Raw genomic sequence first — 24,393 nt, forward strand, 5'->3', positions numbered from 1 at the left:
CGTTCTGTCCCGCGGGCCCGTCAGAGCGGGCGGGCGGGGGCGGTCAGGGCCGGAGAGGCCGGGAGGGGGCTGACGTCGTCGGGTCTCGCGCCGAATTCCAGGAGGCGGCCGCGCAGCCCCGAGAACCGGTCGGTGGCCACCGTCAGTCGGGAGGTCGCGAAGGCTCTGGCGTCCGGGGCGGCGAAGTGTGCTCCGCGGTGGGGAACCTCCGCGGCCCAGAAGCGCGCGGTGAGCCGGCCTTCGAGTTCGGGGCGCCGGTGCATGTCGAAGAGCGGGACCCCGGTAGCCATCGCGGCTATGCGCATCGTCCCGCAGATACGGGGGTTGATCTCCAGCACCCGGACGGCGCCGTCGTCCCCGACGAGGTACTCGACCTCCACGAAGCCCCGCGTGTCGGCCGCCACGGCGATCGCAACGCCCAGACGCGTGATCTCCTCCTCCACCGCGTCGGTGATGCCCGGGTCGGGGCACAGCCGCAACCGCTTCCACGGCGGCAGGAGGGTCTGCGAGTTCCGCCCCTTCCCGATGGGCGGGAAGACCGCGGTCCGGCCCTCGCCCCGGTAGACGAGGACGGAGTACTCGCACCCCTCGTGATAGGCCTCGGCGAACTCGTCGGGGGACAGCGGCTCTCCCGAGCGGCCGAGTCGCGTCCCGCGGCTCTGGGTGCCGCCCCGGGACTTGACCACTACGGGGGCTCCGACTGGAACGGGGGCCCCGGACCATCCGGTGCCGGTGGTCCAGTCGGCCGTGGGGAAGCCGCGCCCGCGCAGGAAGCGCTTCATGGCGAGCTTGTCGGCGCCCAGGGCCGCGCACCGCTCCGACTGGGCGGAGACGTCGTGGCCCAGCAGGATCAGCCGGTCGGCGATCTCCCGGTCGCGTTCGAGGGTGTCGTGACTGGAATGGACGACGACCGTGCGGCCGTCCCCGAGGGAGGAGCACTCGTCGAGGATCCCGGTGAGGTCGTCCTCGACGTCCTCACCGATGACCCGGACCAGGTCGCCCTCCCGGTGACCGGCGAAGTGGTCGAACCAACCGACGAGGCTGCGCGGGGAGACGACGTGCAGGGTGGGCCGGGGGCGGTCCGGGAGCGGCCGGGGGGCCGCCCCACCCCTTCCCAGGTTGTTCAGGACCCGGGTGAGGGCCTGGACGTAGGCGGGGACCAGTGCCCCCTTCCCGTCGTTGAAGAAGGTGCCGGGCAGGCTGATCCACCGGTCGTGCGCCGCCGACGCCGCGGGCAGGTCGCGGTCGGTCATGCGCAGGTGGCGTCGGCGCACCTCGTCGGTGTAGGGCAGCACATCGTCGGCGGCGGTGTCGCCGCCGAAGACGGAGGTGCGGTGCAGCGGGGCGGTACGCGGCACGCGCGCGCGGACCCCCTCCTCGCACAGGGCATCCAACAGGGTGTCGCGGTCGAACCCGGCGCGCTCGGGGTCCACGTCGATGACGATGTCGTACCAGCCGCCCATGGTGTGTTCGGGTCCGGGACCGGGTACTCCGATCCCGTCCAGGTCCAGGGGCTCCAGGATCCGGGACGCGTTGCGGGCCTTGCTCGCGACCAGCGTGTCCAGTCGGTCCAGGTGGGCCTTGGCCAGAACCGCGGCCACGGGGCTGATCCTCAGATTGCCGCCGAGGCCGACGTCGGCCAGGCGGCGCAGGCCGGGGTCCGTGACGGTGGCGGCACTGCGCTGCTGGAAGCTGCTGAGCAGGCAGGCGATCTCGTGGTGGCGGCGGTCCCGGGCGAGGAGGACACCACCCATGCCGCCGGAGACGAGTTTGAGGCCGCCGATGCTGAAGACCGCCAGATCGCCGAAGGTGCCCACGCGGCGTCCCCGGTAGGTGGAGCCGTGGGCGTGCGAGCAGTCCTCGATCAGGGGCAGCCCGTGTTCCCGGGCCAGTGTGACGATCTCGTCCATGGCGCAGGGGCGGCCGAACAGGTGGGTGACGACGATCGCTCGGGTGCGGGGGCCGATCTTCTCCCGCAGGGTGTGGGCCGTCACGTTCCCCCAGGGGTCGCCGCTGTCGCAGAGCACGGGGACGGCGCCCAGCAGGAACAGCGGGGAGGCCGTGGCCAGGAAGGTCAGGTCGGGGACCAGCACCTCGTCGCCGGGCCCCACGCCCAGGGCGTGGTAGGCGGCGAGCAGGGCGCTGGTGCCGGAGTTCAGGGCCAGGGCGTGGCGCCCGGCATGCAGCCGTGAGAACCCCTCCTCCAGGGCCGAGAGCTCCGGACCGTGCCGGTAGTCGAAGGTGCGCCCCCGGCGCACCAGCTCGGTGACGCGTCGGATCTCCGGTTCCGCGTAGATCGGCCATTCCGGGGGGTGTTCCAGATGTCTCATTCGCCAACCTCCGTACTCGCCTGGGTGTGGGCGGCCGTTCGGGCCGCCTGGACGTGTCCCCGCGCCGCCGGTGTGCCGCGGCCTGGGTCGGTGAGCCATACCGGTGCCGTGTCCGCGAGTCCGTCCAGGAGGGAGAAGTGGTCACCGGGCACCCGTTGGACGTTCGGTCCCCCGGGGTTCGAAGACGCCCACCCGCGCGCGGCCCAGGTTGCGGTCGCCTCGTCGTGGACGTGCGGCAGGACCAGCGTGGTGGGGATCGCCAACGCTTCGGGGCGGTGCCGCAGGGACGCCCCCAGCAGGGCCGACCAGAAACCGGCCAGGTCGGCGCGCGCGCCCGGGGGCAGCGCGGCGAAGCCGTCGGGGTCGACGCCGAGGGAGCGCAGTGCGGCACCGTGGAACCCCCGGTCGACCGGGACCCCGGTGGCGAGCCCGGTCAGGAGGGCCGCCACCTCCCGGTCCTCCTCGGTCTCCCCGGCGGGGGGAGGCGTGTCGAGGAGGACCAGGTGTTCGGGGGCGCGCCCCTGGCGGACCAGTTCGGCGGCGACCGCCTGGGCGAGCGCGCCCCCCAGGGACCAGCCCATGAGGACGAGGCTCCGCCCGGGCAACTCCTCGGTCAGGAGCGCGGCGTAGCGGGCGGCCAGTGGCCGCAGCCCCGTGACCGGGTCGGGCAGGGGGACGGTCCGACCCCGGACGTCGGCACGCAGCCCCACCACCTCGCCGGTGCGGGCGAGGCTCTGGGCCAGTCGCCGGTAGCACAGGAGGCTGCCGCCGACGGGGTGGACCAGGACGGTGACCGGTCCCCCGGCTCCCACTGTCCCGCCCATCGGCACGACCACCCGGGTGTCGTCGTCGGCCCTGGCCAGGGAGCGCGCCTGGGAGGCCACCGTCGGCTCGGTGAGGACCAGGTCTGCCTGGACGGGGCGGCCCGTGCGCTCCTCCAGCGCCGCGGCAAGCCGCACGGCCAGCAGGGAGTGGCCGCCCAGGTCGAAGAAGTCGTCGAAGATCCCGACCCCTTCCAGCCCCAGCACGTCGCACCAGGCCCGGGCGATCGTGCGTTCGCGGTCGTCTCTGGGCGCGTCGGCCGCCGGCCCGGCGGGCCGGTGCGGCGGTTCCGGAAGCCGGGCGGTGTCGATCTTGCCCGAGGGGGTGAGCGGGAAGCGGTCCACGACGACGAGGTCGGTCGGGAGCATGTGCCGGGGAAGGCGGCGCGCCAGGGCCGAGCGCAGGGCGGAGGGTTCGGTGTCGGCCATCGCGTAGGCGCGGATGTCGGTGCCGTTCGGGGCCCGGTGCGCGACCGCCACCGCCGCCCGTACGCCGGGGAGTCCGGCCAGTGCCTCCTCCACCTCCGCGAGTTCGATGCGGCGCCCTCTGATCTGGACCTGCCGATCCAGGCGTCCGCGGAACTCCAGACTCCCGTCGGAGCGCAGGCGCCCCTGGTCGCCGGTCCGGTACAGTCGGCCGCCCGGGGTGAAGGGGTCGGGGAGGAAGCGCGCGGCGGTGAGCCCCGGGGCGTGGGCGTAGCCTCGGCCGACCCGGGGTCCGCCGAGGTAGACCTCTCCGACGGCGCCCGCGGGGAGCGGGCGCAGGTGCTCGTCGAGAACGTGCACGGTGGTGTTGGGATGGGGAACGCCCACGGTGACCGCGCGGGTACGCGCGACGTCGGCGGTGGTGGCGTCGATCGTGCACTCGGTCGGGCCGTAGCAGTTCAGCGCTCGGACGCCGGGGTGCCCTCGCAGCCGGTCCCAGACCTCGGGCGGGCAGGGCTCCCCGCCGAACAGCAGGGTGTGCGGTGCCCTCGGGGTGTCGAGAACCCCCGTGTCCAGAAGCAGGGGGAGCAGGGCCGGAGGCTGGTCCAGGACGTCCACACGCGGCCCGTTCCGGAGGGCGTCGGCCAGGCGTCGGGGGTCCGTGCGCGACGGCCCGTCGAGGACGACCAGGGTGTGGCCCAACGCCAGGGACACGAGCTGGTTCACGAAGACGTCGAAGACGGCGGCCGCCCCGAGCGCCACGTTCAGGGGCCGCCCGGCGGCGTCACCCAGCAGGGGCGCCAGACCGTTGACCGTGTGCTCAGCCAGATGGTCGTGCTGGATCATCACCCCCTTGGGGGTGCCCGTGGATCCGGACGTGTGGATGACGTAGGCGAGCTGCGAGGGCCGTACCGGCCGTGGTGGGAGGCTCGGCGGGGGCCCGTCCGCGCTGGTCGGCGCGAACCCGTCCGACGGGGCGTACTCGACGACGGGGGCGGGGTGGTCGCCCAGGGGGCGATGTCCTGGAGGGACGATGACCGCGCACACGTCGAGCCGGTCGGCCATACCGCGCGATCTCTCCAGGGGGTCGTCCGGTGCGAAGGGGACGAAGGCGGCACCCGACCACCAGCAGGCCAGGACCGCGGTCACGGCGTCGGCACCCGTCGGCAGCGCGACCGCCACCAGGCGCTCCGGACCCGCCCCGTGGGCACGCAGTCGGGCGGCGAGCGCTGCGGCCCGGACCGCGACGTCCGCGTAGGTCAGGGTGTGCCTCCCCTCGTGGATCGCGACGGTACCGGGGGTGTCGCGGGCTCGGCGGGCGATCATCTCGGGCACGGTGTCGCGGGGCGCGGGCCGCTCCTCCCCGCGGACGCGCACGTTCGCGTCCCGGTCCCGGGCGGGCAGCAGGGCGGAGACGGGGGTGTCCGGGGCCGCGGTGATCCGGTGCAGGAGGTCGACCTGCTCGACGGCCCAGCCCCGGACCGTTTCCTCCAGGTAACGGTCGGCGGCGTACTCGTAGGTCAACGCCGTGCCTTCGGGTCCCTCCGTGACGGTGACGGTGAGGTCGAAGAGGGCCTGGCCCTCCTGGGGGGCCATGGGATGCGCGGAGGCGCCGTGGAGGTCCAGGGCGTCTCCGCCGTCCGTGTCCGGGGCATCGGCCCGGGTGAACATCACGCGGAAGAGCGGATTGCGGGCGGGGTCGTGGGCCCCGCCGAGCGCGCGGACCACGGTTTCGAAGGGGACGTCCTGATGGCGCAGGGCCTCCCGAAGGGTCCGGGTGGTCCGGTCGACAAGCGCGGCGAAGGGCTGGTCGGTGGCCACGTGGGTCCGTAGGACGAGGGTGTTGACCAGGAATCCGATCAGGTCGCGGGTCTCGGGGCGGGTGCGCCCGGCAACCGGGGTCCCCACGCTCAGGTCGGTGCGCCCGGTGCGACGGATGAGGAAGACGTGGAAGGCGGCCAGGAGGACGGCGAACCGGGTGGTCCCGTGCGCACGGGCCAGGGCGTCCACTCCGGCGAGCACGTCCGGGGGGATCGTGGCCGTCTGGTATCCGGCCGGGCCTCCATCGCGCTCGGGGGGCTGGTCCCAGGGCGGGGAGGTGGGCCGGACGCCCTCCAGGGTCCGTGTCCAGTGGTCGAGGCCGTCCTCCGAGGCGGAGGGCAGGTCCGCGACCTGCAGGCGAGGCACGGGCGGGGCCGGTTCCCGCCCGGCCAGGAGCGTGTTGTAGAGGGAGCCGAGGTCGCGTTCGAGGACACCCAGGGACCACTCGTCGAACACGGCGTGGTGGAAGCACAGGGCGAGCACGTGGCCGTCGTCCCCCGACCAGAGGGCGGCCCGGAACAGCGGGCCGCCGCCCAGGTCGAAGGGTGCCTCGGCGAAGGCACGGATCCGCTCGGCCAACGGAACGAGGCCGGCGGGGGCGGTGTGCCGGGCGATCTCCACCTCCCGGGGGGCGCCCACCACCTGTTCCAGCCCGTCGTCGGTCTCGGCGAAGGTGGTGCGCAGGGCCTCGTGCCTGACGGTCAGCTCGCCGAGTGCCCGTTCCAGGACGCCCGTCCGCAGGTCCCCGCGGACGCGGTAGAGGACGGGGATGTTGTAGGCGCTCCCGCCAGGGTCCAGTCGCCACAGGAACCACTGGGAGCGCTGTCCGGCCGAGGCGGGGAACCGGCCTGTCCGGGGCTCGGGCGAGAGGCGGCCCGCCCGGGCACCACGTCCGGCGAACCGGTGGAGCAGGGCGCGGCGCTCACGCAGGGGCAGCCCCAGTACCTGGTCGATGATCTCTTGTCGCACACTCCACCACCTCGGTCGACGGGAACCCGCGGGTACGGGGGCGTGGGATTACCAGGGCCAGTCGCCGCCCATGGAGGTGGTCGCGGCGCTCTGGGCGGTCTCGGTGTTCCAAAGATCCGGGGAGACCGAGGCGGCGGTGATCCCCACCGCGCACAGGAGAACGAGGACGGAAATGAGGAAACGGCTCATGGGGGAACTCCAGAAACAGGGAAGGGGGTGGGGGGAAGCTTGTCGGGGATGCGGTCCGCCGATGCGTCTTCTTCAGCGCGGGGATCGGCTCCGGACCGGAAATCCCATGCTCACGACGGCGTCTCGGTCACCGGAATACGCCGTCCGGCCGTGCGCCATTCTGATGTTGTCGATGAGCAGGAGGTCTCCCGAACCGAGAACCAGGGTTCGGGAGTGTTCGCGATAGGTGTCGTTGATGAGCTCGACCCAGCCCGGGGGGATGGGCTCCCCGTCCCCGAAGCGGGTGTCCAGGGGGAGGTCGTCGAGCCCGTAGGTGGCGACCAGGATCTCCCTGATCTCCGCGTCCATGCTCTGGCTGTTGAGGAAGGCCGCCTGGTTGAACCAACTGCGGCGGCCGGTCAGCGGGTGCGTGATGGTCGCGTCCGCCCGCTGCCGGGTGCGCAGCCTCCCGTTCGGCCGCCAGGTGTGGTCGATGCCCTGTTCCTCCAGACGGCGGGTGACCACGTCCCGGTCCCGGTGTCCGTGGACCTCCTCCCAGCTGAGACCCGTGGGGCCGGAACCGAAGGAGCGCCTGAGCATCCACCCCCGCTCCTCGAAGCGGTCCACCAAGGCGGTGGGCAGGGCGTCGAGCACCGCCAGGCCGTCGGCCAGGAGTGTCGCCCCGCCCTCGGGAGCGGGGGCCAGGCACGCGATCGCGAGCACCCGGGGGAAGGTGGTGCGGTAGGTCTGCTCGTGATGGGGGCACAGGTCCTCGTACCGGGACCACTCCAGGGCCCCGTGGACCCCGGGAGCCCGCGGAGCCCTGCCCGCGAACGGTTCGCGCGGCGGGACGGTTTCCCCGAACAGGGCGCGGCACAGCGCGGACACGTCCTGTGCGTCCGTCGGGCCCAACCCCCGAACCAGCAGGGCGCCGTGGCGGGTGACGGCTCCCAACAGGTCGGCGCGGTTCCGCCCGATCCAGGACCGGGCGTCCTCGGAACCGTCGAACGAGAGTTCGGCGGGGCCGGTCCGCTCCACGGGTGGTACCTCCATCGGGGGGCTCCTTGGTGTTCAGACCGTGCGGCGGGCGAGGAACTTGGTGACTGAGTGGTGGTGCAGTTCGGGCACGTCGGCGTGGGAGGAGGCGATGTCCTCGTCCACCGTCGCGAGCACCTCCCACCCCTCCCCGTACAGCGCCAGGTAGTCGTCGTGTCCGATGACGCAGCGCGGCGGGTTGAGGTGGTGGTCGAACTCCTGGCGGCGGTCGTTGAACGAGCAGATCATGTGGAACCCGCCCGGCCTGGTCGCCCGCTGGAGAGCCGCGGTGAGGGTGGCGACCGCGTCCCGGTCGGGCATCCAGTGCAGGACGCTGTCGCACAGAACCACGTCGAACGCCTCGGGTTCGGGGGGCTCCGCCAGGAGGTCGGCATGGCTCCAGGTGATTCCCTCAACGTCGGGCCAGGCCCGGACGGCGTTGCGCAAAGCCAGTTCGGAGACGTCGGCGGCTAGGACCTCCGCCCCCTCCGAGGCGACTCTGACCGCGTTCCTGCCTTCGCCGCATCCGGCGTCCAGAACAGACTTACCGGAGAGGTCGAAACGGTCGACGAGTTCATCGAGGAGAGGTTCGCTCTCCTTTCCCCATAAGCACGGGGTGAGCGAGTAACCGCGGTCGCATCCGCCGTCCATGGGCACCTCCTTCGGTGGGTCGGGGGAACGGTGGTCGCCGTCCCTGGAGCGAGAATTTACTACAGTCAATTACTACTGTCACTAACTCCCGCTCAAAGTTTCTCGAAGAATCCCCACAGCATCCTCGACATCACCCCGGGTAATCCCTCCGTAGGTGACGGCACGCAGCCTGCCGTAGCCCAGTTCGCCGATCGACAGCCCCCTCTCCCTGGCCCCTATAACCACGTCTTTCCAGTTCATATCGTCATGAGTGACGCGGAAGAGGACGATGTTGCTCTGCACGGGAGCCGCCGGTTCCACCCCGTCCACGGTCTCCAGCCCACGGGCGAACAGAGCCGCGTTCTCGTGGTCGACAGTCAACCGTGACGTAACAGATGTCAACGCGAGGATCCCCGCTGCGGCCAACACCCCCGCCTGGCGCATGCCGCCGCCCAGCATCTTCCGGATACGGCGGGCCCGATCCACGAACGCCGCGTCGCCGGCCAGCATGGAGCCGACCGGCGCGGAGAGCCCCTTGGACAGGCAGAACTGCACCGAGTCCACCGGCGCCACCAGCTCCGTGACCGGGACCCCCAGGGCGGCGGCCGCGTTGAAGACCCGTGCGCCGTCGAGGTGTACGGGCACACCGTGTCCGGCGGCCAGGGCCGCGACCTCCTCCAGGTACGACACCGGCAGCACCGCCCCGCCCCGCCGGTTGTGCGTGTTCTCCAGGCACACCACGCCCGGAAGCGCGAACTGTGGATCGTCGCGGTCCACCGTCAGGGCCTCGTGCAGGCCCCCGGCGTCCAGCCGCCCGTCCTCCCTGGTGGCGACCGGCCGGTACACGAGCCCGCCGCAGACCGAGGCGCCCCCCGCTTCGTACACGTAGATGTCCGACTCGTCCCCCACGACCACGGAACCGCCCCTGGGCACGTGGGCCATGAGCGCCGCGAGGTTGGCCATGGTGCCGCTCGGCATGAAACAGGAGGCCTGCTTCCCCACCGACTCGGCTGTGAACTCCTCCAGGCGGCGGACCGTCGGGTCCTCGCCGTACACGTCGTCGCCCAACGGGGCGGCGGTCATGGCCTCCACCATCTCCGGTGTCGGCAGACTGAAGGTGTCGCTGCGCATCTCGATCACGTCCGGGTCCCTCCGTCGTCCTGTCCGTTCCGAGTGACCCGGACGGACGTCCGGGCCACGGCCTCGTCGAGGGCGTCCACGACGTCCCGCCTCCCGTTCCCGACCGCGATCACGTGGCCGAGCCGGTCGTAGGCGTCCTGGGGCGAGCGCACGCCCTCCCCGGGACGCGCCGTCACGGCGACCCGCCGGACGCCGGGGACGGCCCGCGCCGCGCCCACTCCCGTCACGGCGTCCAGCACGCCTTCGCGGTCGACGGTGAGGAACCGGATCCCCGCGGTACGCCCGATGTCGGGCTCCAGGTCGACCGGAAGTCCGGCGAACACCCTGACCTGCTGCTCCACCAGATCGACGCCGGTGGCCTCGCGGACCAGCTCAGGGATCATCCCCCCGGCCGGGCGCAGGTTGACCTCCACGATCGCCGGACCCCGTTCCGTCAGGCGCACCTCCGTGTGGGTCGCCCCCGTGGTCACCCCCGCCGCGTCGAGCACCCCGCGGACCTCGGCCTCGAGTTGCGCCCGGACCCGGTCGGCGACCGGTGCCGGGTGGACGTGCCTCGACTCGACGAAGTACGGCGCGCCGGTGAGCGTCTTCTCGGTGACGCCGACGAGTCGGTGCACACCGTCCACGGAGAACATCTCGACGCTGTACTCCATGCCTTCCAGGTACTCCTCGACCAGGAGCGCGCCCGGGCTCGGCTGCCCCCTACCGTTGCGGGTGCGCTCCAGGAGGCCGGGCGCGTGCGCCATGGCCTCCTCCTTCGAGCGGCACAGGCGGACACCGGACGAACCGGAGTCATCCACCGGTTTGAGCACGCAGGGCAGTCCGATCCCGGCCAAGGCGGGGGCGAGCTCGTCGGCACCCGTGACCAGGACCGACCGCACCGGGCGGACCGCGCCCTCGTTGGCGAGGAACCGCAGCGCCGCCTTGTCCCGGCAGGTGCGCACGGCCTCCACCGGGTTGCCCGGCAGCCCCAGGGAGGCGGCGAGCTGGGCGGCGGACCGCACGTAGAAGTCGCTGGTGGACATCACCCCCGCCAGCTCGGCCGGGCGGAACCGGCCCAGAACGGCAGCGCGCAGCGCCACTTCGTCGTTGGTGTCGCAGGTGATCACGTCGCACCCGGTCGGCCCGAGATCGCCGTAGCGTTCGGGCCGGCTCGTCACCAGGACCGGGCGCAGGCCGAGCGCCGTGGCCCGGCCCAGAGCGAGCACCCCGGTCCCGGAGGTGTTGGACTCGACGAAGACCAGAGTGCGCGCCAGGTTGGGAGCGGTGTCGTAGGACCAGGCGCGCACGGCCTCGCCCCGGACGGCGCGACGGGGCTCGCCTGTCGCGTAGGGGCTGGAGGTCAGGCCGTGCTCGGCCCAGTGGTCCTCGTCGTAGACCGTGTCCGCGTAACGGTCGCCCCGGTCGGGGAACACCCCGACCACCCGGGTCCCCTCCCCCGCCCGGCGCGCCGCCTCGCGCATCACCCGGTAGACCGACCCGGAGGTGTTTCCCGCGAACAACCCCTGTTCCCGGGCCAGTTCCAGGGTGGAGGTGAAGGCCTCGGCGTCGCTGAGCCAGTGCACCTCGTCGATCACGGACAGATCCAGGTTGGGCGGGTGCAGGCTGTTACCCAACCCGCTCTGGAGCCTGCGCGGGTGGTCGGGCTGTCCGAAGAGCACGCTGCCCACGCAGTCCACGCCGACGACCCGCAGGTCCGGGCAGGACCGTCGCAGCTCCCGCGCGGTCCCGCACAGGGATCCACCGCTGCCGACGGCGCCCACGAGCACGTCCACCGTCCCCAGGTCGGCAAGCAGCTCCCGGGCCAGTGTCCGGTAGGCTGCCGGGTTGTCGGGGTTGCTGTACTGACGCGGCCAGAACGCGCCGGGGTGGTCGTCCATGACCTCGGCCAGCCGCCGCAGACGGGCGCCCTGCCAGCCCCGGTCGTCCATCTCCTCGACCACGTGGACCACGCACCCCAAGGCGCGGAGCTTGGCCGCGGTGACGGCGTCGATCCGGGGGTCGGTCACGATGTGGACCGGGTGCCCCAGGGACCGACCGACCAGGGCCAGGCCCAGGGCCATCGTGCCCGACGAGCTCTCCACCACCGGGGCCCCCGGCGTGAGGTCGCCCCGCTCCCGGGCGGAGAGGATGATGTTGCGCGCCACCCGGTCCTTCATGGCGAAGAGGTTGAGCATCTCCAGCTTGGCGTAGGCCTGGCCGGGCAGGTCGAGCCTGACCAGGGGGGTGTGGCCGATCGCGTCGACCACGCTCGCGTGGATCATGGTTGACCCCCTTCTCCACCCCGGTGCGGGGGGAACGAGAGTGTTCGGTAGAGGGCGACCTCGCCGTCAAGGGCCCTGAGCCGACCGGCGACGTGCGTGAGCTTGTCGCGGTAGTCGGGGTCGGAGCGGTCCAGCAGGACACCGAGCGCGGTCCCGCTGTGGGCGTTCACCACACCGAGCGCCCCGGACTCGTCGCACACCCGGAGTACGCTGGAGAGCGCCCGTTTGGGGTTGACGTCCTGGTACATCACGGCGCTGCGGGTCGCGATCCGGCCCACGTCGGCCAGTTCACCGCTGGCCACGGCCGCCGAGAGCCGGGCGAGCAGGGCGGCGTACTCGTCCTCCTCGGCAGGGGTGAACGCCCGCCGGGTTCGGTTGAACGCCACGGTGTCCACGCTCCCGCCCTCGTCGAGACCGACCACGGTCGCCTCAGGCAGGGAGCCGAGCACCTTCGCCAGGCGGGCCCGGCGGTGGTGGTAGGCGACCACTGCGGGGTACATCACCCCGTCGGTCGGCTCGATCTCCCGCAGGATCCGGCCGACGAGATCCTCGGGCAGGTCCGCGCCCAGGGCGTGGGAGACCGCTCGCAGGGCCGCCACCAGGTCGGCGGAGGAGCTGGCCAGCCCCTTGCCCTCGGGAATCCCCGAGTCCACGGTGAGGCGGCCCGGGACCGCGGCTCCGAGAACGTCCATCAGGGACCGGGCCGCCGCCAGGGACTTGGTCTTGTGCGCGGGCACGACCTCCAGCCCGGAGGAGTCCGGGAGCACGTCGAACCGCGCGGTGGACCAGCGCGCGATGGGAAGGGTGACCAGGAAGTCACCCTCACCGGGCAGGGAACCCTGGAGGAGTTCGCCGAAGGTTCCGAAGGAGGCCCCCACTCCGCTGGTGACCGCCCGCGGTGCCAGGGTCGTGCTCATCGGACGCTCCCGGCTGCGGGAGCTGTCTCGAGCCCGAGGAGCCGGTCGACCTCCCGGGGCCCCCGGGTCCTGCGGACACGGCGCCCCTCCCACTCGGAGGACCGCACCGTCAGTTCGGCGGCCTGGTCGTGGAGCAGGGCGCGCACCGCGTCGGGATGGGCGGAACCGGAGGAGGACCGCAGACGCAGGTTGCGGTCCGCGTCGAAGGACTCCCGCAGCTCGTCGGCGGACAGTGCGACGTCGTACCCCTTCTCGGCGGCGACGGAACGTAGCACCTCGGCGTCCGGGGCGACCGGGTCCAGGCCCCGGCGCCCCGCCTCCACCACGTAGGCCCCGACCACGACCTGCGCGGTCCGCCAGGGCACCCCGTGGGACAGGGTGAGCCGGTTGGCGAGCGAGAACCCGCCAAGGTGGTCGCGTTCGCAGGCACGGCGCATGGGGTCGGCCCGGAACTCGATCCGGGACAGCACCGTCTCCAGCAGACCGGTCGCCGACCGGAGCGCCTCGAAGAGGTCGGGAAGGTGGGTGCCCGCCTCCTTACCCACCTCGACCGAGTTGGCGAAGTGGGTGTTGCGCTGGCCCAGCACGAAGTCGACGTGGAAGGCGGCCAGGTGTGCGGTCCGGCCGCGGATCCGCTCCAGCACCGGGAAGTTCTTCTTCTGCGGCATGGACGCGGAGATCCCGGACAGCTCGTCGGGCAGGTCCACGAACCCGTACGCCTGACCGCCCCAGGCCATCAGGTCGGTGACGAAGCGACTGAGGACCGTGCCGAGGCAGGACAGCTCCGCCCCGACCTCCAGCACCCAGCGGCGGGAGGCGACGGAGCACAGGGCGTGGGGCTGGGGGCGGGCGCAGCCGGTCAGGGCCGCCATGCGCTCGCGGTCCCAGGCGAGTTCCTGGCCGGACATGGCGCCGGCCCCCAGCGGGGAGGCGTCCATGTCGTCGTAGACCTGCGCCAGCCGGTTCAGGGAGCGCAGGAGCTGGTCGCCCAGGGCCATGAGGTGGAACCCGGGGCTGATCACCTGGGCGGCCTGGAGGTGGGTGTACCCGGGCATGGGCAGCTCCACGAGGTCGGGGACGCGCTCGTGCAGGGTCGCGATGGTCCGGACGAGGGACTCGGCGCCCCGGGCGACGGCCTCGCGCCCGTAGAGGAGCTGCGCGGTCGCCTGGAGGTCGTTCCTGCTCCGGTCCACATGCCATGAGGGAGGCGGACCCGAGCCGTCCCGGGACACCGCCCGCTCCACCGCGAAGGAGATGTCCGACATGCTCTCGTGGGCGAGCCCCCTCACCCCGGACTCGGAGAGCCCGTGCAGGACCCGCCCGATCCGGGACGCCTGTTCGTCGTCCAACAGGCCCAGACGGGTGTACTCCAGCAGCAGGACCTTCTCCAGCAGAACGTAGAAACGCAGGTAGTGGGCGGCTTCGAAGGCGAACTGCGGCTCCAGGACCTCACGCCGCACCACCTCAGCGGGGGTGGCGGCGACCCGGCCGGTGAGCGTGTCCGGCCCCGTGTCGAGATGCGTCGTCGGGGTCATCCGTCCTCACCGTCCCAGAGCAGCGAGATGATCGCGGAGGCGATCTCCTCCGGGCGGACACGGAAATGGTGCGCGCCAGCGGTCAGTCCCAGCGGCGCGACGGTGTCGGCCAGTCGCTTCCATTCGGTGAGGGCGGCGGTGTTCACCCCTTCTCCCCGGTCGTCCCGCGGCACCAGCACGGTGACGGGGGACGTCACCGGCGGACCGGAGGCGCCGTCGAGGGAGTCCAACAGGTACCGGAGCGCCTCGGACTCGTCGTGGCGGTAGGCGGCGCCCAGCAGGCGGACGCGCTCCGCACGGTCCGCACCGAGCTCCACGTACCCGAGGTCGGCGCTCAGGCGGTCGAGGATCTCGTCGTCGTCGGCACCGGCGACGTCCAGCAGCCGTTCACGCAGCTCGCCGGGGCCACTCGACGGCGCCCACCCGGACAGCAGGACATGGCGGGGGGCGGTACCCCGAGCCTGGAGCAGGGCCGCGGTGGCCAGGGCCGCGACCGCACCCGCGCCGTGACCGTAGAGCACGACCGGCCCCCGGACCAGGCGGTCCAGCTCCCGCACCGTGCGGCGAGCCAACTCCTCCAGGGAAGCCAGGTCCTGCCCGCCCCGTCTGAGGTCGTGACCGGGCGGTTCGACCCCGTGGACGGCCAGCCCCGCGTCCTCCAGGGCGCGGGCGAGCGGGCGGAAGTTGACCGCGTTGCCCGCCGCCGGCGGCAGGCAGACCAAGGTGGCCACGGCCCCTGCCCGACCCGTGCTCAGGCGGTGGAGCACCCGGTCGTCCGTCCCGCCGCCCGCGTCCAGGTGAGCGGCCATGTCCGCCAGCACGGGGGAACCGACGACGTCGGTCAAGGAGATGCGGCGCTCCAGACGCACCACCAGGCGGACCGCCTCCAGCGAGCTGCCGCCCAGCCGGAAGAAGTCGCTGTCGCGTCCGATCCGCTCGGGGGCGACGCCCAGGACTTCGGCCCAGGCGTCGGCCAGCTGCCGCTCCACCGGTGTTCCGGGGGCCACGTGGGTGCCCGTCTCGTGCCCGAGCGCCCCGGCCAGGGCGGCCAGTGCCTTGCGGTCGGTCTTGCCGTTCTCGGTCAGCGGCAGGGGATCGAGCCGGTGGAAGTGGCTGGGGACCATGTACCGGGGCAGCACGGCCCCCAGGAAGCCCTCCAGGTCCGGGATCGGCAGGAGTTCGTCGGAGGCGTAGAAGGCCGCCAGGTTCTTGGTGCGCTCCCCGGTGTGCTCCACCACCACGGCGGCGTCGCGTACACCGGGCATCCGGCGCAGCCGCTCCTCGATCTCGCCGATCTCGACACGGAAGCCCCGGATCTTGACCTGCTGGTCGCGGCGGCCCAAGAACTCCAAGTGCCCGTCAGCCGACCAGCGCCCGTAGTCACCGGTCAGGTAGAGGCGCTGACCGGGCAGGTAGGGGTCCTCCACGAAGACCGTGCGCGTGCGCTCGGGGTCGTTGACGTATCCGCGTCCGACCGCCACGCCGGAGAAGGCGATCTGCCCGGGCGCGCCCAGCGGCACCAGGGCCAGGTCCTCGTCGAGCACGTAGACCCTGACGTTGTGGACGGGGCGGCCGATCGGGACGGAGGCGGAGGCCGGGACACCGCGCATGATCTCGTGCGTGGTGTCGTCGGAGGCCTCGGTGGCCCCGTAGGCGTTGACGAGGGGCACGTCCGTGCGGGCGAACCAGCGCCCGACCAGTTCCTTGGAGATGGCCTCCCCGGTGACGGAGACGTACCGGACGGCCCCGAGTCCGCCGCCGCGGTGCTCCAGGTGGGTGAGCAGGGCGTCGAGGTAGCTGGGCACGAGCTGGAGGACGGTGGCCCCGCCCTCCTCGAGCGCCGCCGCGAAGTCCGCCACGTCCATGATCCGCTCCTGCCCGACCAGGAGGGAGCGCCCGCCGACCATGAGGGGCGCGGCGAACTGCCACAAGGAGATGTCGAAGCACTGGGAGGCGCTCTGGACGACCACCGAGGTGCGGTCGATCTCCAGGTCGCGGATCTTCGCGAGCAGGTGGTTGACCATGCCCGCGTGTTCGCACATCACACCCTTGGGGCTGCCCGTGGAACCCGACGTGAAGTAGAGGTAGGCGAGCTGGTCGGGCCGGACGGCGAGCCCGGGCGAGTCGGGTCGGGCACACGCGGCGGCCTCGTCCAGGCGCAGGACCACGGGCACGGGGAGGTCGCCCTCCTCGGTGGTCAGAGCGTGACGGGCACCGCTGATCTCCAGGATGCGCCCGATGCGCTCCGCCGGGAAGCCCGGGTCGATGGGGAGGTAGGCGCCTCCGGCCTTGAACACGCCGAGGGCGGCGGCCACCCATTCCAGGGTCCGGGGGGTGATGACCGCGACGATGTCCTCCCTGGCGAGCCCGGCCGCCAGCAGGGTGTGGGCCACGCTGTTGGCCCGGTGGTCGAGTTCGCGGTAGGTCCAGGTACGCCCCTCATGGCACAGGGCGGGAGCGTCGGGGGTGGCTCGGGCCCGTTCCTCGAAGAGTTCGTGGAAACCGAGTTCGGGCAGGTCCAAGCGCTCTCCGGCCTGGCCGTGCAGGTGCAGGGCCAGTTCGGCGTCGGAGATCAGGGCCGCGGCACCGGCGGGGGCCTCCGGTGCGGTGGTGAGGGCGTCGAGCGCGGCCAGGTGGTACCCGGCGACCCGGTCGGCGTAATCGGTGTCGTACAGGTCGGTGCGGTGGGTCAGCGACAGGGTGGCGCCGTCAGGATCCAGGGCGACCCACAGCGGTGGCCCGTCGACGTCCTCCCCCCGCGGGACGTGCGGCCCGCGGTCGCGGGCGGCCGTGAGGTGCCGGTCGGCCTCGCGGGCCAGGGAACCCCAGGCGGCGTCGGCGACGTCGAGGCGGCAGGGCGGCAGGCCGCGCGCACCGACCACGACCGTCCGCTCCCCGGTCAGCGCGGACACGACCCGGGCCTGCGCCGCCAGGAGCAGGGCCCGGGGTGAGACCCCCAGGTCGTCCGCGGTCGCCGTCAATCGCTCGGGCAACCCGTCGGGCAGGGGCAGGGACCGCAGGCAGATCGCCCGCTGCGCCGTGCACCCGGACCGGCGCCAGGGCGGCGGCGCGGTGAAGGGGGCGTCGGCCGCCCCCACGGCGGGTACGGGCGGAGCGTTGCCCCCGGGCGGTGCCGCGTCCACCGTCCGTCCGGTCTTCCCCATGTCGAACTCCCTGTCGTCTGTGGTGGAGGTTGCTAGTACAGGGCCGCGACGACGGCTGCGATCCTGGCGGCATCGAGACCGGTGAAGGGGTGTCCCCCCTCGTCCGGGACGATCATGGCGCTCCCCCCTGCGCGGGAGTGCCATGCGTCGGTGACGGCGGCGTCGTCGGATCCGGTCCGGACCCGGTCGACGACCAGTCCGTGGCCGGGTTCCCCCGCCGGGTCGGGGCTCGGCGGGCCCGGCCGTACGAGCAGCAGGCGCGGTCGGTGGCTCCACGCCCGCTCGAGCTCCAGGGCCAGGGCCAGGGCGTAGGGGGCTTCCTCCCCGGCGGCGGCGATGACGGGGGCCGCCGGCACGCGGAGCGCGGCCAGGGCGGCGGCCGCCTCCGGCACCGGGGCACGGGTGTCCAGGTACAGGACCGGGCGGTCCGGTTCCAGCCCGGGCACCACCGCGTCCCAGATCTCGGCCGCGGTGGCGATCACCAGAGGGGGCAATGTGCCGTCACGGCGGTCCGGATGGAGCCGGCAGAGGTCGGGGCGCGGTGCCGCCACGGTCCACCGGGCCAGGGCCGCGGCCAGGGCGGGGGCCGTTCCCGCCGCGCGCACCGTCGCCGGTGCGACCTCGACGCCGAGGTCGAGACTCAGCCTGGCCGCGGCGACGAGCGTGGCGCGGTGGTCGCCGGAGGAGGTGTCGGGGTCGTCCGGGGCCCACCCGGACGCCTCCAGGGCGGCCAGGACCCGGGCCTCGTCCGGGCTCGGCTCCGGCCTCCCGGCACGGGCGCCGCGCGGACGCAGTGCCTCGACACGGACCCGGTCCACCTTGCCGTTGGGGGTCACAGGCAGCCGGGGCAGGACGCCGTAACGGGCGGGGGCCATGGCTCGGGGCAGGCGGGCCTCCGTGTGGCGGCGCAGGTCCGCGGCGAGCCTCCGGCGGGCCTCGGGCGGGAGCGAGCGGTCTCGGAGTTCCACGAAGGCGACAAGCTGTTTGCCGCCGTCCTGCGGCACGGCGACCACGACCGCCCCAGCCACGTCCGGGTGGCCGGTGAGCACGTGCTCGACCTCGCCCGGTTCGACACGATGGCCGCGGATCTTGACCTGGCGGTCGTTGCGGCCGTGAAGTTCGAGCGAGCCGTCCGGCAGCGCGCGGGCGAGGTCGCCGGTGCGGTAAAGGCGGGCGCCCGGGACATCGGGGTCGGGGACGAACCGATCGGCCGTGACGCCGGGGCGTCCGACGTATCCGCGGGAGAGGCAGTGGCCGCCGATGAAGACCTCCCCGACGACACCGGGCGGGACGGGACGCATCCGGCGGTCCAGGACGCGCACCCGGGCGCCGTCGATCGCCGTTCCGATGGGGAGGACCGCGCTTCGCCGCCCCGGGTCGAGGATCTGGGAGACCGCGTACATGGTGGTCTCGGTCGGCCCGTACAGGTGCCACACCCGGTCGGTGACCGCAGCCAGGCGGGCGCCCAGCCGGGCACTGACCACGTCGCCCCCGCACAGGGCGACCAGCCCCGGGTCACCCTCCCAGCCCGCGAGGAGGAGCATCTCCCACAGGGCGGGGGTGGCGTGCAGGAAGCGCGGTCTCCAGCGGCACAGCAGCGCGGCCGCCTCCTCGCCCGAGCGGGCCCCTCCTGCCGGGGCCAGGACGGTCGATCCACCGCTGACCAGGGGCAGGAACATCTCCAGGAGCATGATGTCGAAGCCGACGGTGGTCACCGCCAGGAACCGGTCCCCGGGTACGGGCGCCAGCGCGCGCCGGGTCGCCTCCAAACAGTTGGCCAGGGCACCGTGACCGACCATCACCCCCTTGGGTCGGCCCGTGGATCCGGAGGTGTACAGCACGTAGGCGAGTCGGTCCGGGTGCGGAGGCGGTGGCTCGGCGGGCGGGGCGCCCCCACCGGCCTCGATCACCTCGGAGAGGGTGAGGACGCGTGCTCGGGTACCGGGCGGCGGTGCCGCGCCGTCGGAGGTCAGCAGCAGCCGGGCTCCACTGTCGGTGAGAGCGTGGGTGATCCGTTCCCGGGGGTGGTCGGGGTCCAGGGGGACGCAGCAGCCTCCGGCGCGCAGGACGCCGAGCATGGCGGCGGGCAGTTCGGGGGTCCGGTCCAGGTACAGCGCCACCCGGGTCTCGGGGCCGCAGCCCATGACCGCCAGCCCGGCGGCGATCCGTGCGCTCAGGGCGTCGGTCTCGGCATAGGTGAGGGTGCGGTCCCCCTGCTGGAGGGCGGGCTCGTCGGGGAACCGCGCTGCGGTGCGGGCGAAGAGTTCGGCCAGTGGGGGCGGGGGAGAGTCCGCGGTGGCGTCGGTCCGCACCCGGTCCAGGTCGTCGTCGGTCAGGACCGGCAGGTCCTCCGGCCGGGTGCCCGGGTCCGCCAGGGCGCCGGTCAGGAGCACCTCGTAGCGTTCGGCCAGTCGTACAGCGAGATCGTCGGGGAAGACGTCGCGGTCGTAGGACCATTCCAGGGCGTACCCGCCCTCGTGGCGCACGGACGTCAGCCCGAGTTCCGCGTCGCCCGTTCCGGAGACGGGGCGGCGCGAGCACCGGAGCCCGTCGGCGGTGGCGGTACGCTCCTCCAGCGCACCGTAGGCGTAGGCCGGGACCCCGGGGGCGGCGGGGCGGGCCGCCGGTCCGGATGCCCGGAGCGGCACCGCGGCGGCCTCCGCGCGCACCAGGTCCTCGAAGGAGGGATGGGCGGTCACCGGGTTGCGGGTGGCGACCGGTCGGGTGCGGGCCACCCGCCCGGGACCGTCGGCCCCGGGCGGGTGCCAGAGGGTCGGGTCGTCGTCCCCGGTGTGGCGCCACAACAGGACGCGCAGGGCTCCGGTCAGGACGGCGTCGGTTCCGGTGCCGGTGCGCTGGGCGAACGCGGTCAGTGCCGCGGTGAGCCCCGGGTCCACGGGGCGGCGCGACAGTCCGTCAGGGCATCGTCGCGGAGCCGTCGCGGCGCCGGGGAAGGCGGTGCCGCGATCGATGTCCGGTACCGTCTTCCCCGCTCTCGCGGTGGTCCGCAGGGGTACCGCGACCGGCTGCCGCAGCGGGTCGCCACCCGGAATCAGTTCCCCGGCGAGGGCGGCCAGGTCCCAGGTGTCGCACACCGACCGGTGCGCCGTGAGCAGCAGTACGTGGTGGAGAGCGCCCCGGCTCACGAGGAGGACGTGGACCGAGGTGGCGCCGTCGGGCGGCAGTGGGGACCGTGCCCCGTTCTCCACCAGCCGGCCCAGCTCCTCCGTGTCGGCGGCCGAGACGGAGGCGAACCGGATCCGGGCGTCCGGCCGGGTTCGGCGCACCACGGCGGCACCGTCGAGCACGTGGCGGTCGGCGAGTTCGGGATGGTGGCCGATCATCTCCGCGGCGCGCAGGCACAGGAGGTCCGCGTCGAGGGGACCCTGGACGCCGACCGCGAAGGAGGCCGTGCGCAGTCGGGGGTCGGGGGAGGCCATCGCCGCGATCCACTGTTCCTCGCGGGTGTCCGGCCCGGTCGGGAGGGAGGACGAAGCCGTGCGGATGTCCGCGTGGGTCATGGTCTGCTCTCCTCGTGCTCGTCGACCAGGTCGCGGATGAGGGCGGAGAGCCGCGCCACCCCCTCGTCGATCTCCTCCAGCGACAGGTAACTGCACGAGAGGCGTATCGATCGGGCCGCGGCGGGGTCCGCCTCCCCGACCCGGAAGTAGCGCATGGGGGTCCAGATCACTCCGTATCGCTCGGCCGAGCGGGCCAGCAGGGCGTCGTCGGCGGGTACCGGAAGCCCCAGGGCCAAGAAGAATCCGCCGTCGGGCCGGTTCCAGGAGACCCCGGCCCGGGTGCGCCACGGTTGGGGCAGATGGCGGTCGAGGGCTCCGCGCAGGTGTCGCATCGCCTTGCCGTAGTGGTCGGCCAAGGGGAGGGTCGCCTCCTCCAACCGGTCCCCGGCCTCCGCGAGCCATCCGCCGATCACCGCCTGGGCGATGGCGGGGGTGTTCACCGTGACCATGCTCTTGACCCGGGCCAGATCGTCGGCGAGCAGGTGGACACCGCCGTCGTCGTCGAGCACACGCTGGTCGGCGACGGCGTAGCCGACCCGGGCTCCGGGGAACGCCGTCTTGGCGAAGGAGCCGACCTGGATGACGTGCTCCCCCGTGTCCAGGGCCTTGAGACTGGGAGGGCGCTCACCCGGGGTGAGCAGTCGGTAGGGACTGTCCTCGATGAGCAGGAGTCCCGATTCCCGGGCCGCGGCCAGGAGTTCCTCGCGCTGTTCCCGGGACATCGTGGCCCCTGTGGGGTTGGCGGCGTCGGGCACGACGTAACAGGCACGGGGGACGCGCCCGTTGGCCCGTTCCCGGGCGGCGGCGCGGCGGAGGTCGTCTGCGTCCAGGGAGCCGTGACGTTCCCGGATCCCGACGACGGTCAGGTCGAGCAGCCGCGCGGCACCGGTGATCCCGACGTAGCAGTGCTCGGGGACGAACAGCACGTGCCGCCGGTCGGGGAAGAGGGCGCGCAGGACGAGGAAGACCGCCTCCTGGCAGCCCACGGTGACGACGACGGACTCCGGGGGCGCCGTCACCCCTTCGTCTCGGGCCAGCATCGCGCTGATCCGTTCACGGATCATCCCGGCGGTGGGTCCGTACTGGAACAGGCGGGTACGCACGGCGGCCTCATCGCACCCCTTCTCCCGAAGGCCGTCGATGAAGGCACGCAGGTGGTCGAAGAGCCTTTCTGTGTCGAAGAAGTCCTCGTGGGGGCGGCCGGGACCGAACGAGATCGCGTCCGGGTAACGCTGGGTGATCTCGTTGAGGAAGTTCATGGTGTCGAGCAGGGGGTCGGTGACGCTCCCGTGGAGGTCGCCCGCGGCCAGGGTCACCCGGCCGTCGGAGCCGCGCGGTGGAGCAGACGCGTGCGGCGGGAGGTCGCGCGCCCGGGCCCGCCCGGTGAGGAGCATGGCGTCCTCGAACTCCGCGGCCAACAGGTCCAGAACCGTCGAGACCCCCTCCTCTCCCCCGGTGGCGAGCCCGTGCAGGACGGGGCGGCCGAGGAAGACCGCCTCGGCCCCACGGGTCAGCGCCGCCATGATGTCGCGGCCCCGGCGCACCCCGCCGTCCAGGAACACGGCCAGGTCCCCGCCGACCGCGTCCGCGACTTCGGGGAGGGCGTCCAGGCCGGTGCGGACCCCGTCGAGTTGGCGTCCGCCGTGGTTGGAGACCAGCACGGCGTCAGCCCCGTGGTCGCGGGCCAGGCGGGCGTCCCGCTGGCTGAGGACGCCCTTGACCACGAGGGGCAGCGGCACACGGGCTTTGAGGCGTTCCAGGAACGACCAGTCCAGGCCCGCGTGCATCCCGGTGACACTGTGCCGAGCGGGGTCCGCGTACCCGTCCCCCGCGCCGGGCAGGTTGACAGGAGTGCACCCCGGGGGCAGGCGGAATCCGTTGCGCAGGTCACGTAGCCGTCGGCCCAGCCGGGGAGTGTCCGCGGTCAGCACCAGCGCACCGAAACCGAGTGCGGCCGCGCGCTCGGCGACCTCGAACGTCACCTCCGGGTCGGACAGGACGTACAGCTGAAGCCACAACGGGGCCCGGGTGAGTCCGGCGAGCTCCTCCAGGCGTCGGCCCGAGAACATGCCGACGACCACGGGGAGTCCGCGGTCCCCTGCGGCCCGGACGGTGGCGGCCTCCCCCTCCGGGTGCACCATGGTGTGGTAGGCCATCGGGGCGACCCCGACCGGAGCGGTCCACTGCTGTCCGAACACCTCCACCGAGGGGTCCGGATCGATGACCCCGGTGAGGACGGACGGTGCCATCCGTACCCGGGAGAACGCCTCGGTGTTCTCCCTCAGGGTGCTCTCCTCGCCCGCCCCGCCCTCGATGAAGTCCCAGACGCCCCGGGGCAGGGCAACGGCGGCCCGGTCACGGACCTCGGCCAGGGTGAGCGGTGCGCCCGCGCGTGTGCTCGGTTCTCCGTGTGCGACTCCCATGGCGTCCCTCAGAACTCCTTGGCCCGCTCGACCGCCTCGTACAGGGCACGGATGTTCGCGCTGCCGAAGCCCCGCGCGTCGTTGCGCTGGATGAGCTCGTAGAAGAGGCTGTCGCGGGGGTGCGGCGAGCGGGTGAAGATCTGCAACAGGTAGCCCCACTCGTCCTGGTCCGCAAGGACCCGGGTGGCTCGCAGGCCGTCGATGTGGCCGGCCAGCCCCGGGAGACGCTCGCTCAGGGCGTCGTAGTAGGTGTCCGGAGTGTTCAGGAACTCCCCGCCCCGTTCGCGCGCCCCCTCCACCGTCGAGACGATGTCGTCGACGAGGAAGGCGACGTGCTGCACGCCGCTGCCGGCGTTGCGGTCCAGGAACCGGTCGATCTGCCCCGGCTTGCGGTCGGTGTCCGGCTCGATCATGGTGAACGTGATCCGGCCGGAGGGGTCGCGGACCACAATGGAGTCCATGGCCTGCTCGCCCACGCTGATGTACTCGGAGGAGTAGTACTCCAGGCCGAAGGCCCTCCCGTACGTGTCCACGGTGTCGTGAAGGGTGCCCGCCTCCAGACAGACGGCCAGGTGGTCGATCCCGCGGACGTCCGGGGAGGGGCTCCCGCTGGAGGGCGCGGGCCGCCACGGATAGGCGGGGAGCGTGACTCCGGCCGGCACCAGGCTGTGGACCAGGCCCCCGAAGCCCGCCACGGCGGGCCGGGGGCGGTCCCGCCCGTCGCCCCCCGGCTCGGTCAGCGACCGCAGGCCCGCCTCGACGGCGCGGCCGTGCGCGGCCCGAACGTCGGCCGCGGTGAAGGCGACGTCGGCCACACCGTCGCCGTGGACGGCGAGGTGATCGGCGACCGGCCCGGCTCCGTCGACGGGCGTGGTGATGACGAGGTGGACGTCAGCGGTCCGCAGGGCCGTGGCCCGGCGGTCGGCGAGTCCGGTCTCGGGTCCGGCCACGGCTTCGGTGGCGAACCCGAACACCGACGTGAAGTAGTCGACGGCTGCCGGCCCGTCGTCCACATAGATCTCCAGATAGGGCATGTCCTCGACCGTCATGGGCCTTCTTCCTTCCGTGGAGTCGTCCTGAGGGAGGGGGCCAAACTGGTTGTCAATAAATTAACTCAAGTCAATTTTTTTATGACAGAAGTCATCATGCGACATGGTGCAATCCTTCGTCAACCCTGTTCTATGTGCAGGCGTGCCTCTTTTTTCGGAGATCCGACCGGGGAACGCGTG

Annotated in this window: 13 protein-coding genes; all 13 read right to left on the bottom strand. The window is 73.0% G+C overall.

The genetic code is table 11. From position 1 onward, the window contains the following. Window positions 1–20: 20 nt before the first annotated feature. On the bottom strand, window positions 21–2,330 hold the full coding sequence (locus ACTVAJ_RS27520) for a DegT/DnrJ/EryC1/StrS family aminotransferase (RefSeq protein ID WP_470391196.1): 2,310 nt from the start codon (window positions 2,328–2,330) through the stop codon (window positions 21–23). Continuing rightward, window positions 2,327–6,367, bottom strand: a complete 4,041-nt coding sequence (locus ACTVAJ_RS27525) for an amino acid adenylation domain-containing protein (RefSeq protein ID WP_470391197.1) — start codon at window positions 6,365–6,367, stop codon at window positions 2,327–2,329. The genes ACTVAJ_RS27520 and ACTVAJ_RS27525 overlap by 4 nt, the downstream gene beginning before the upstream one ends. Before the next feature lie 48 nt (window positions 6,368–6,415). Next, complete coding sequence (locus ACTVAJ_RS27530) at window positions 6,416–6,556, bottom strand: hypothetical protein (protein ID WP_470391198.1); 141 nt, start codon at window positions 6,554–6,556, stop codon at window positions 6,416–6,418. Window positions 6,557–6,628: 72 nt separating this feature from the next. Next, the gene (locus ACTVAJ_RS27535) at window positions 6,629–7,588 is read right to left on the bottom strand and encodes a TauD/TfdA family dioxygenase (protein ID WP_470391199.1); all 960 of its coding nucleotides are present in this window, start codon (window positions 7,586–7,588) and stop codon (window positions 6,629–6,631) included. An 18-nt stretch (window positions 7,589–7,606) separates the two neighbouring features. Continuing rightward, a complete protein-coding gene (locus ACTVAJ_RS27540; protein WP_470391200.1) occupies window positions 7,607–8,221 on the bottom strand; it encodes a class I SAM-dependent methyltransferase in 615 nt (204 codons plus the stop codon). Window positions 8,222–8,302: 81 nt separating this feature from the next. Beyond that, entirely contained in the window at window positions 8,303–9,331 is a 1,029-nt protein-coding gene (locus ACTVAJ_RS27545; protein ID WP_470391219.1) for a GntG family PLP-dependent aldolase, read from the bottom strand. A gap of 5 nt (window positions 9,332–9,336) precedes the next feature. After that, window positions 9,337–11,604, bottom strand: a complete 2,268-nt coding sequence (locus ACTVAJ_RS27550; protein ID WP_470391201.1) for a pyridoxal-phosphate dependent enzyme — start codon at window positions 11,602–11,604, stop codon at window positions 9,337–9,339. Then, window positions 11,601–12,521: a GHMP family kinase ATP-binding protein gene (locus tag ACTVAJ_RS27555; RefSeq protein ID WP_470391202.1), complete on the bottom strand. Its 921-nt coding sequence runs from the start codon at window positions 12,519–12,521 to the stop codon at window positions 11,601–11,603. Before ACTVAJ_RS27555 ends, ACTVAJ_RS27550 begins: the two co-directional genes overlap by 4 nt. Then, on the bottom strand, window positions 12,518–14,056 hold the full coding sequence (locus ACTVAJ_RS27560) for a lyase family protein (protein ID WP_470391203.1): 1,539 nt from the start codon (window positions 14,054–14,056) through the stop codon (window positions 12,518–12,520). The genes ACTVAJ_RS27555 and ACTVAJ_RS27560 overlap by 4 nt, the downstream gene beginning before the upstream one ends. Beyond that, on the bottom strand, window positions 14,053–17,220 hold the full coding sequence (locus ACTVAJ_RS27565) for a non-ribosomal peptide synthetase (protein ID WP_470391204.1): 3,168 nt from the start codon (window positions 17,218–17,220) through the stop codon (window positions 14,053–14,055). The genes ACTVAJ_RS27560 and ACTVAJ_RS27565 overlap by 4 nt, the downstream gene beginning before the upstream one ends. 32 nt (window positions 17,221–17,252) lie before the next feature. Further along, window positions 17,253–20,741 carry a non-ribosomal peptide synthetase gene (locus ACTVAJ_RS27570; RefSeq protein ID WP_470391205.1) on the bottom strand — a complete coding sequence of 1,163 codons (3,489 nt, stop codon included), beginning with the start codon at window positions 20,739–20,741 and terminating at the stop codon, window positions 17,253–17,255. Then, a complete protein-coding gene (locus tag ACTVAJ_RS27575; RefSeq protein ID WP_470391206.1) occupies window positions 20,738–23,164 on the bottom strand; it encodes an aminotransferase class I/II-fold pyridoxal phosphate-dependent enzyme in 2,427 nt (808 codons plus the stop codon). The genes ACTVAJ_RS27570 and ACTVAJ_RS27575 overlap by 4 nt, the downstream gene beginning before the upstream one ends. A gap of 8 nt (window positions 23,165–23,172) precedes the next feature. After that, window positions 23,173–24,213: a 4-hydroxyphenylpyruvate dioxygenase gene (hppD, locus tag ACTVAJ_RS27580; protein ID WP_470391207.1), complete on the bottom strand. Its 1,041-nt coding sequence runs from the start codon at window positions 24,211–24,213 to the stop codon at window positions 23,173–23,175. Window positions 24,214–24,393 lie beyond the last annotated feature (180 nt).

The organism is Nocardiopsis sp. KDC1DS13DA1 (assembly GCF_055632325.1).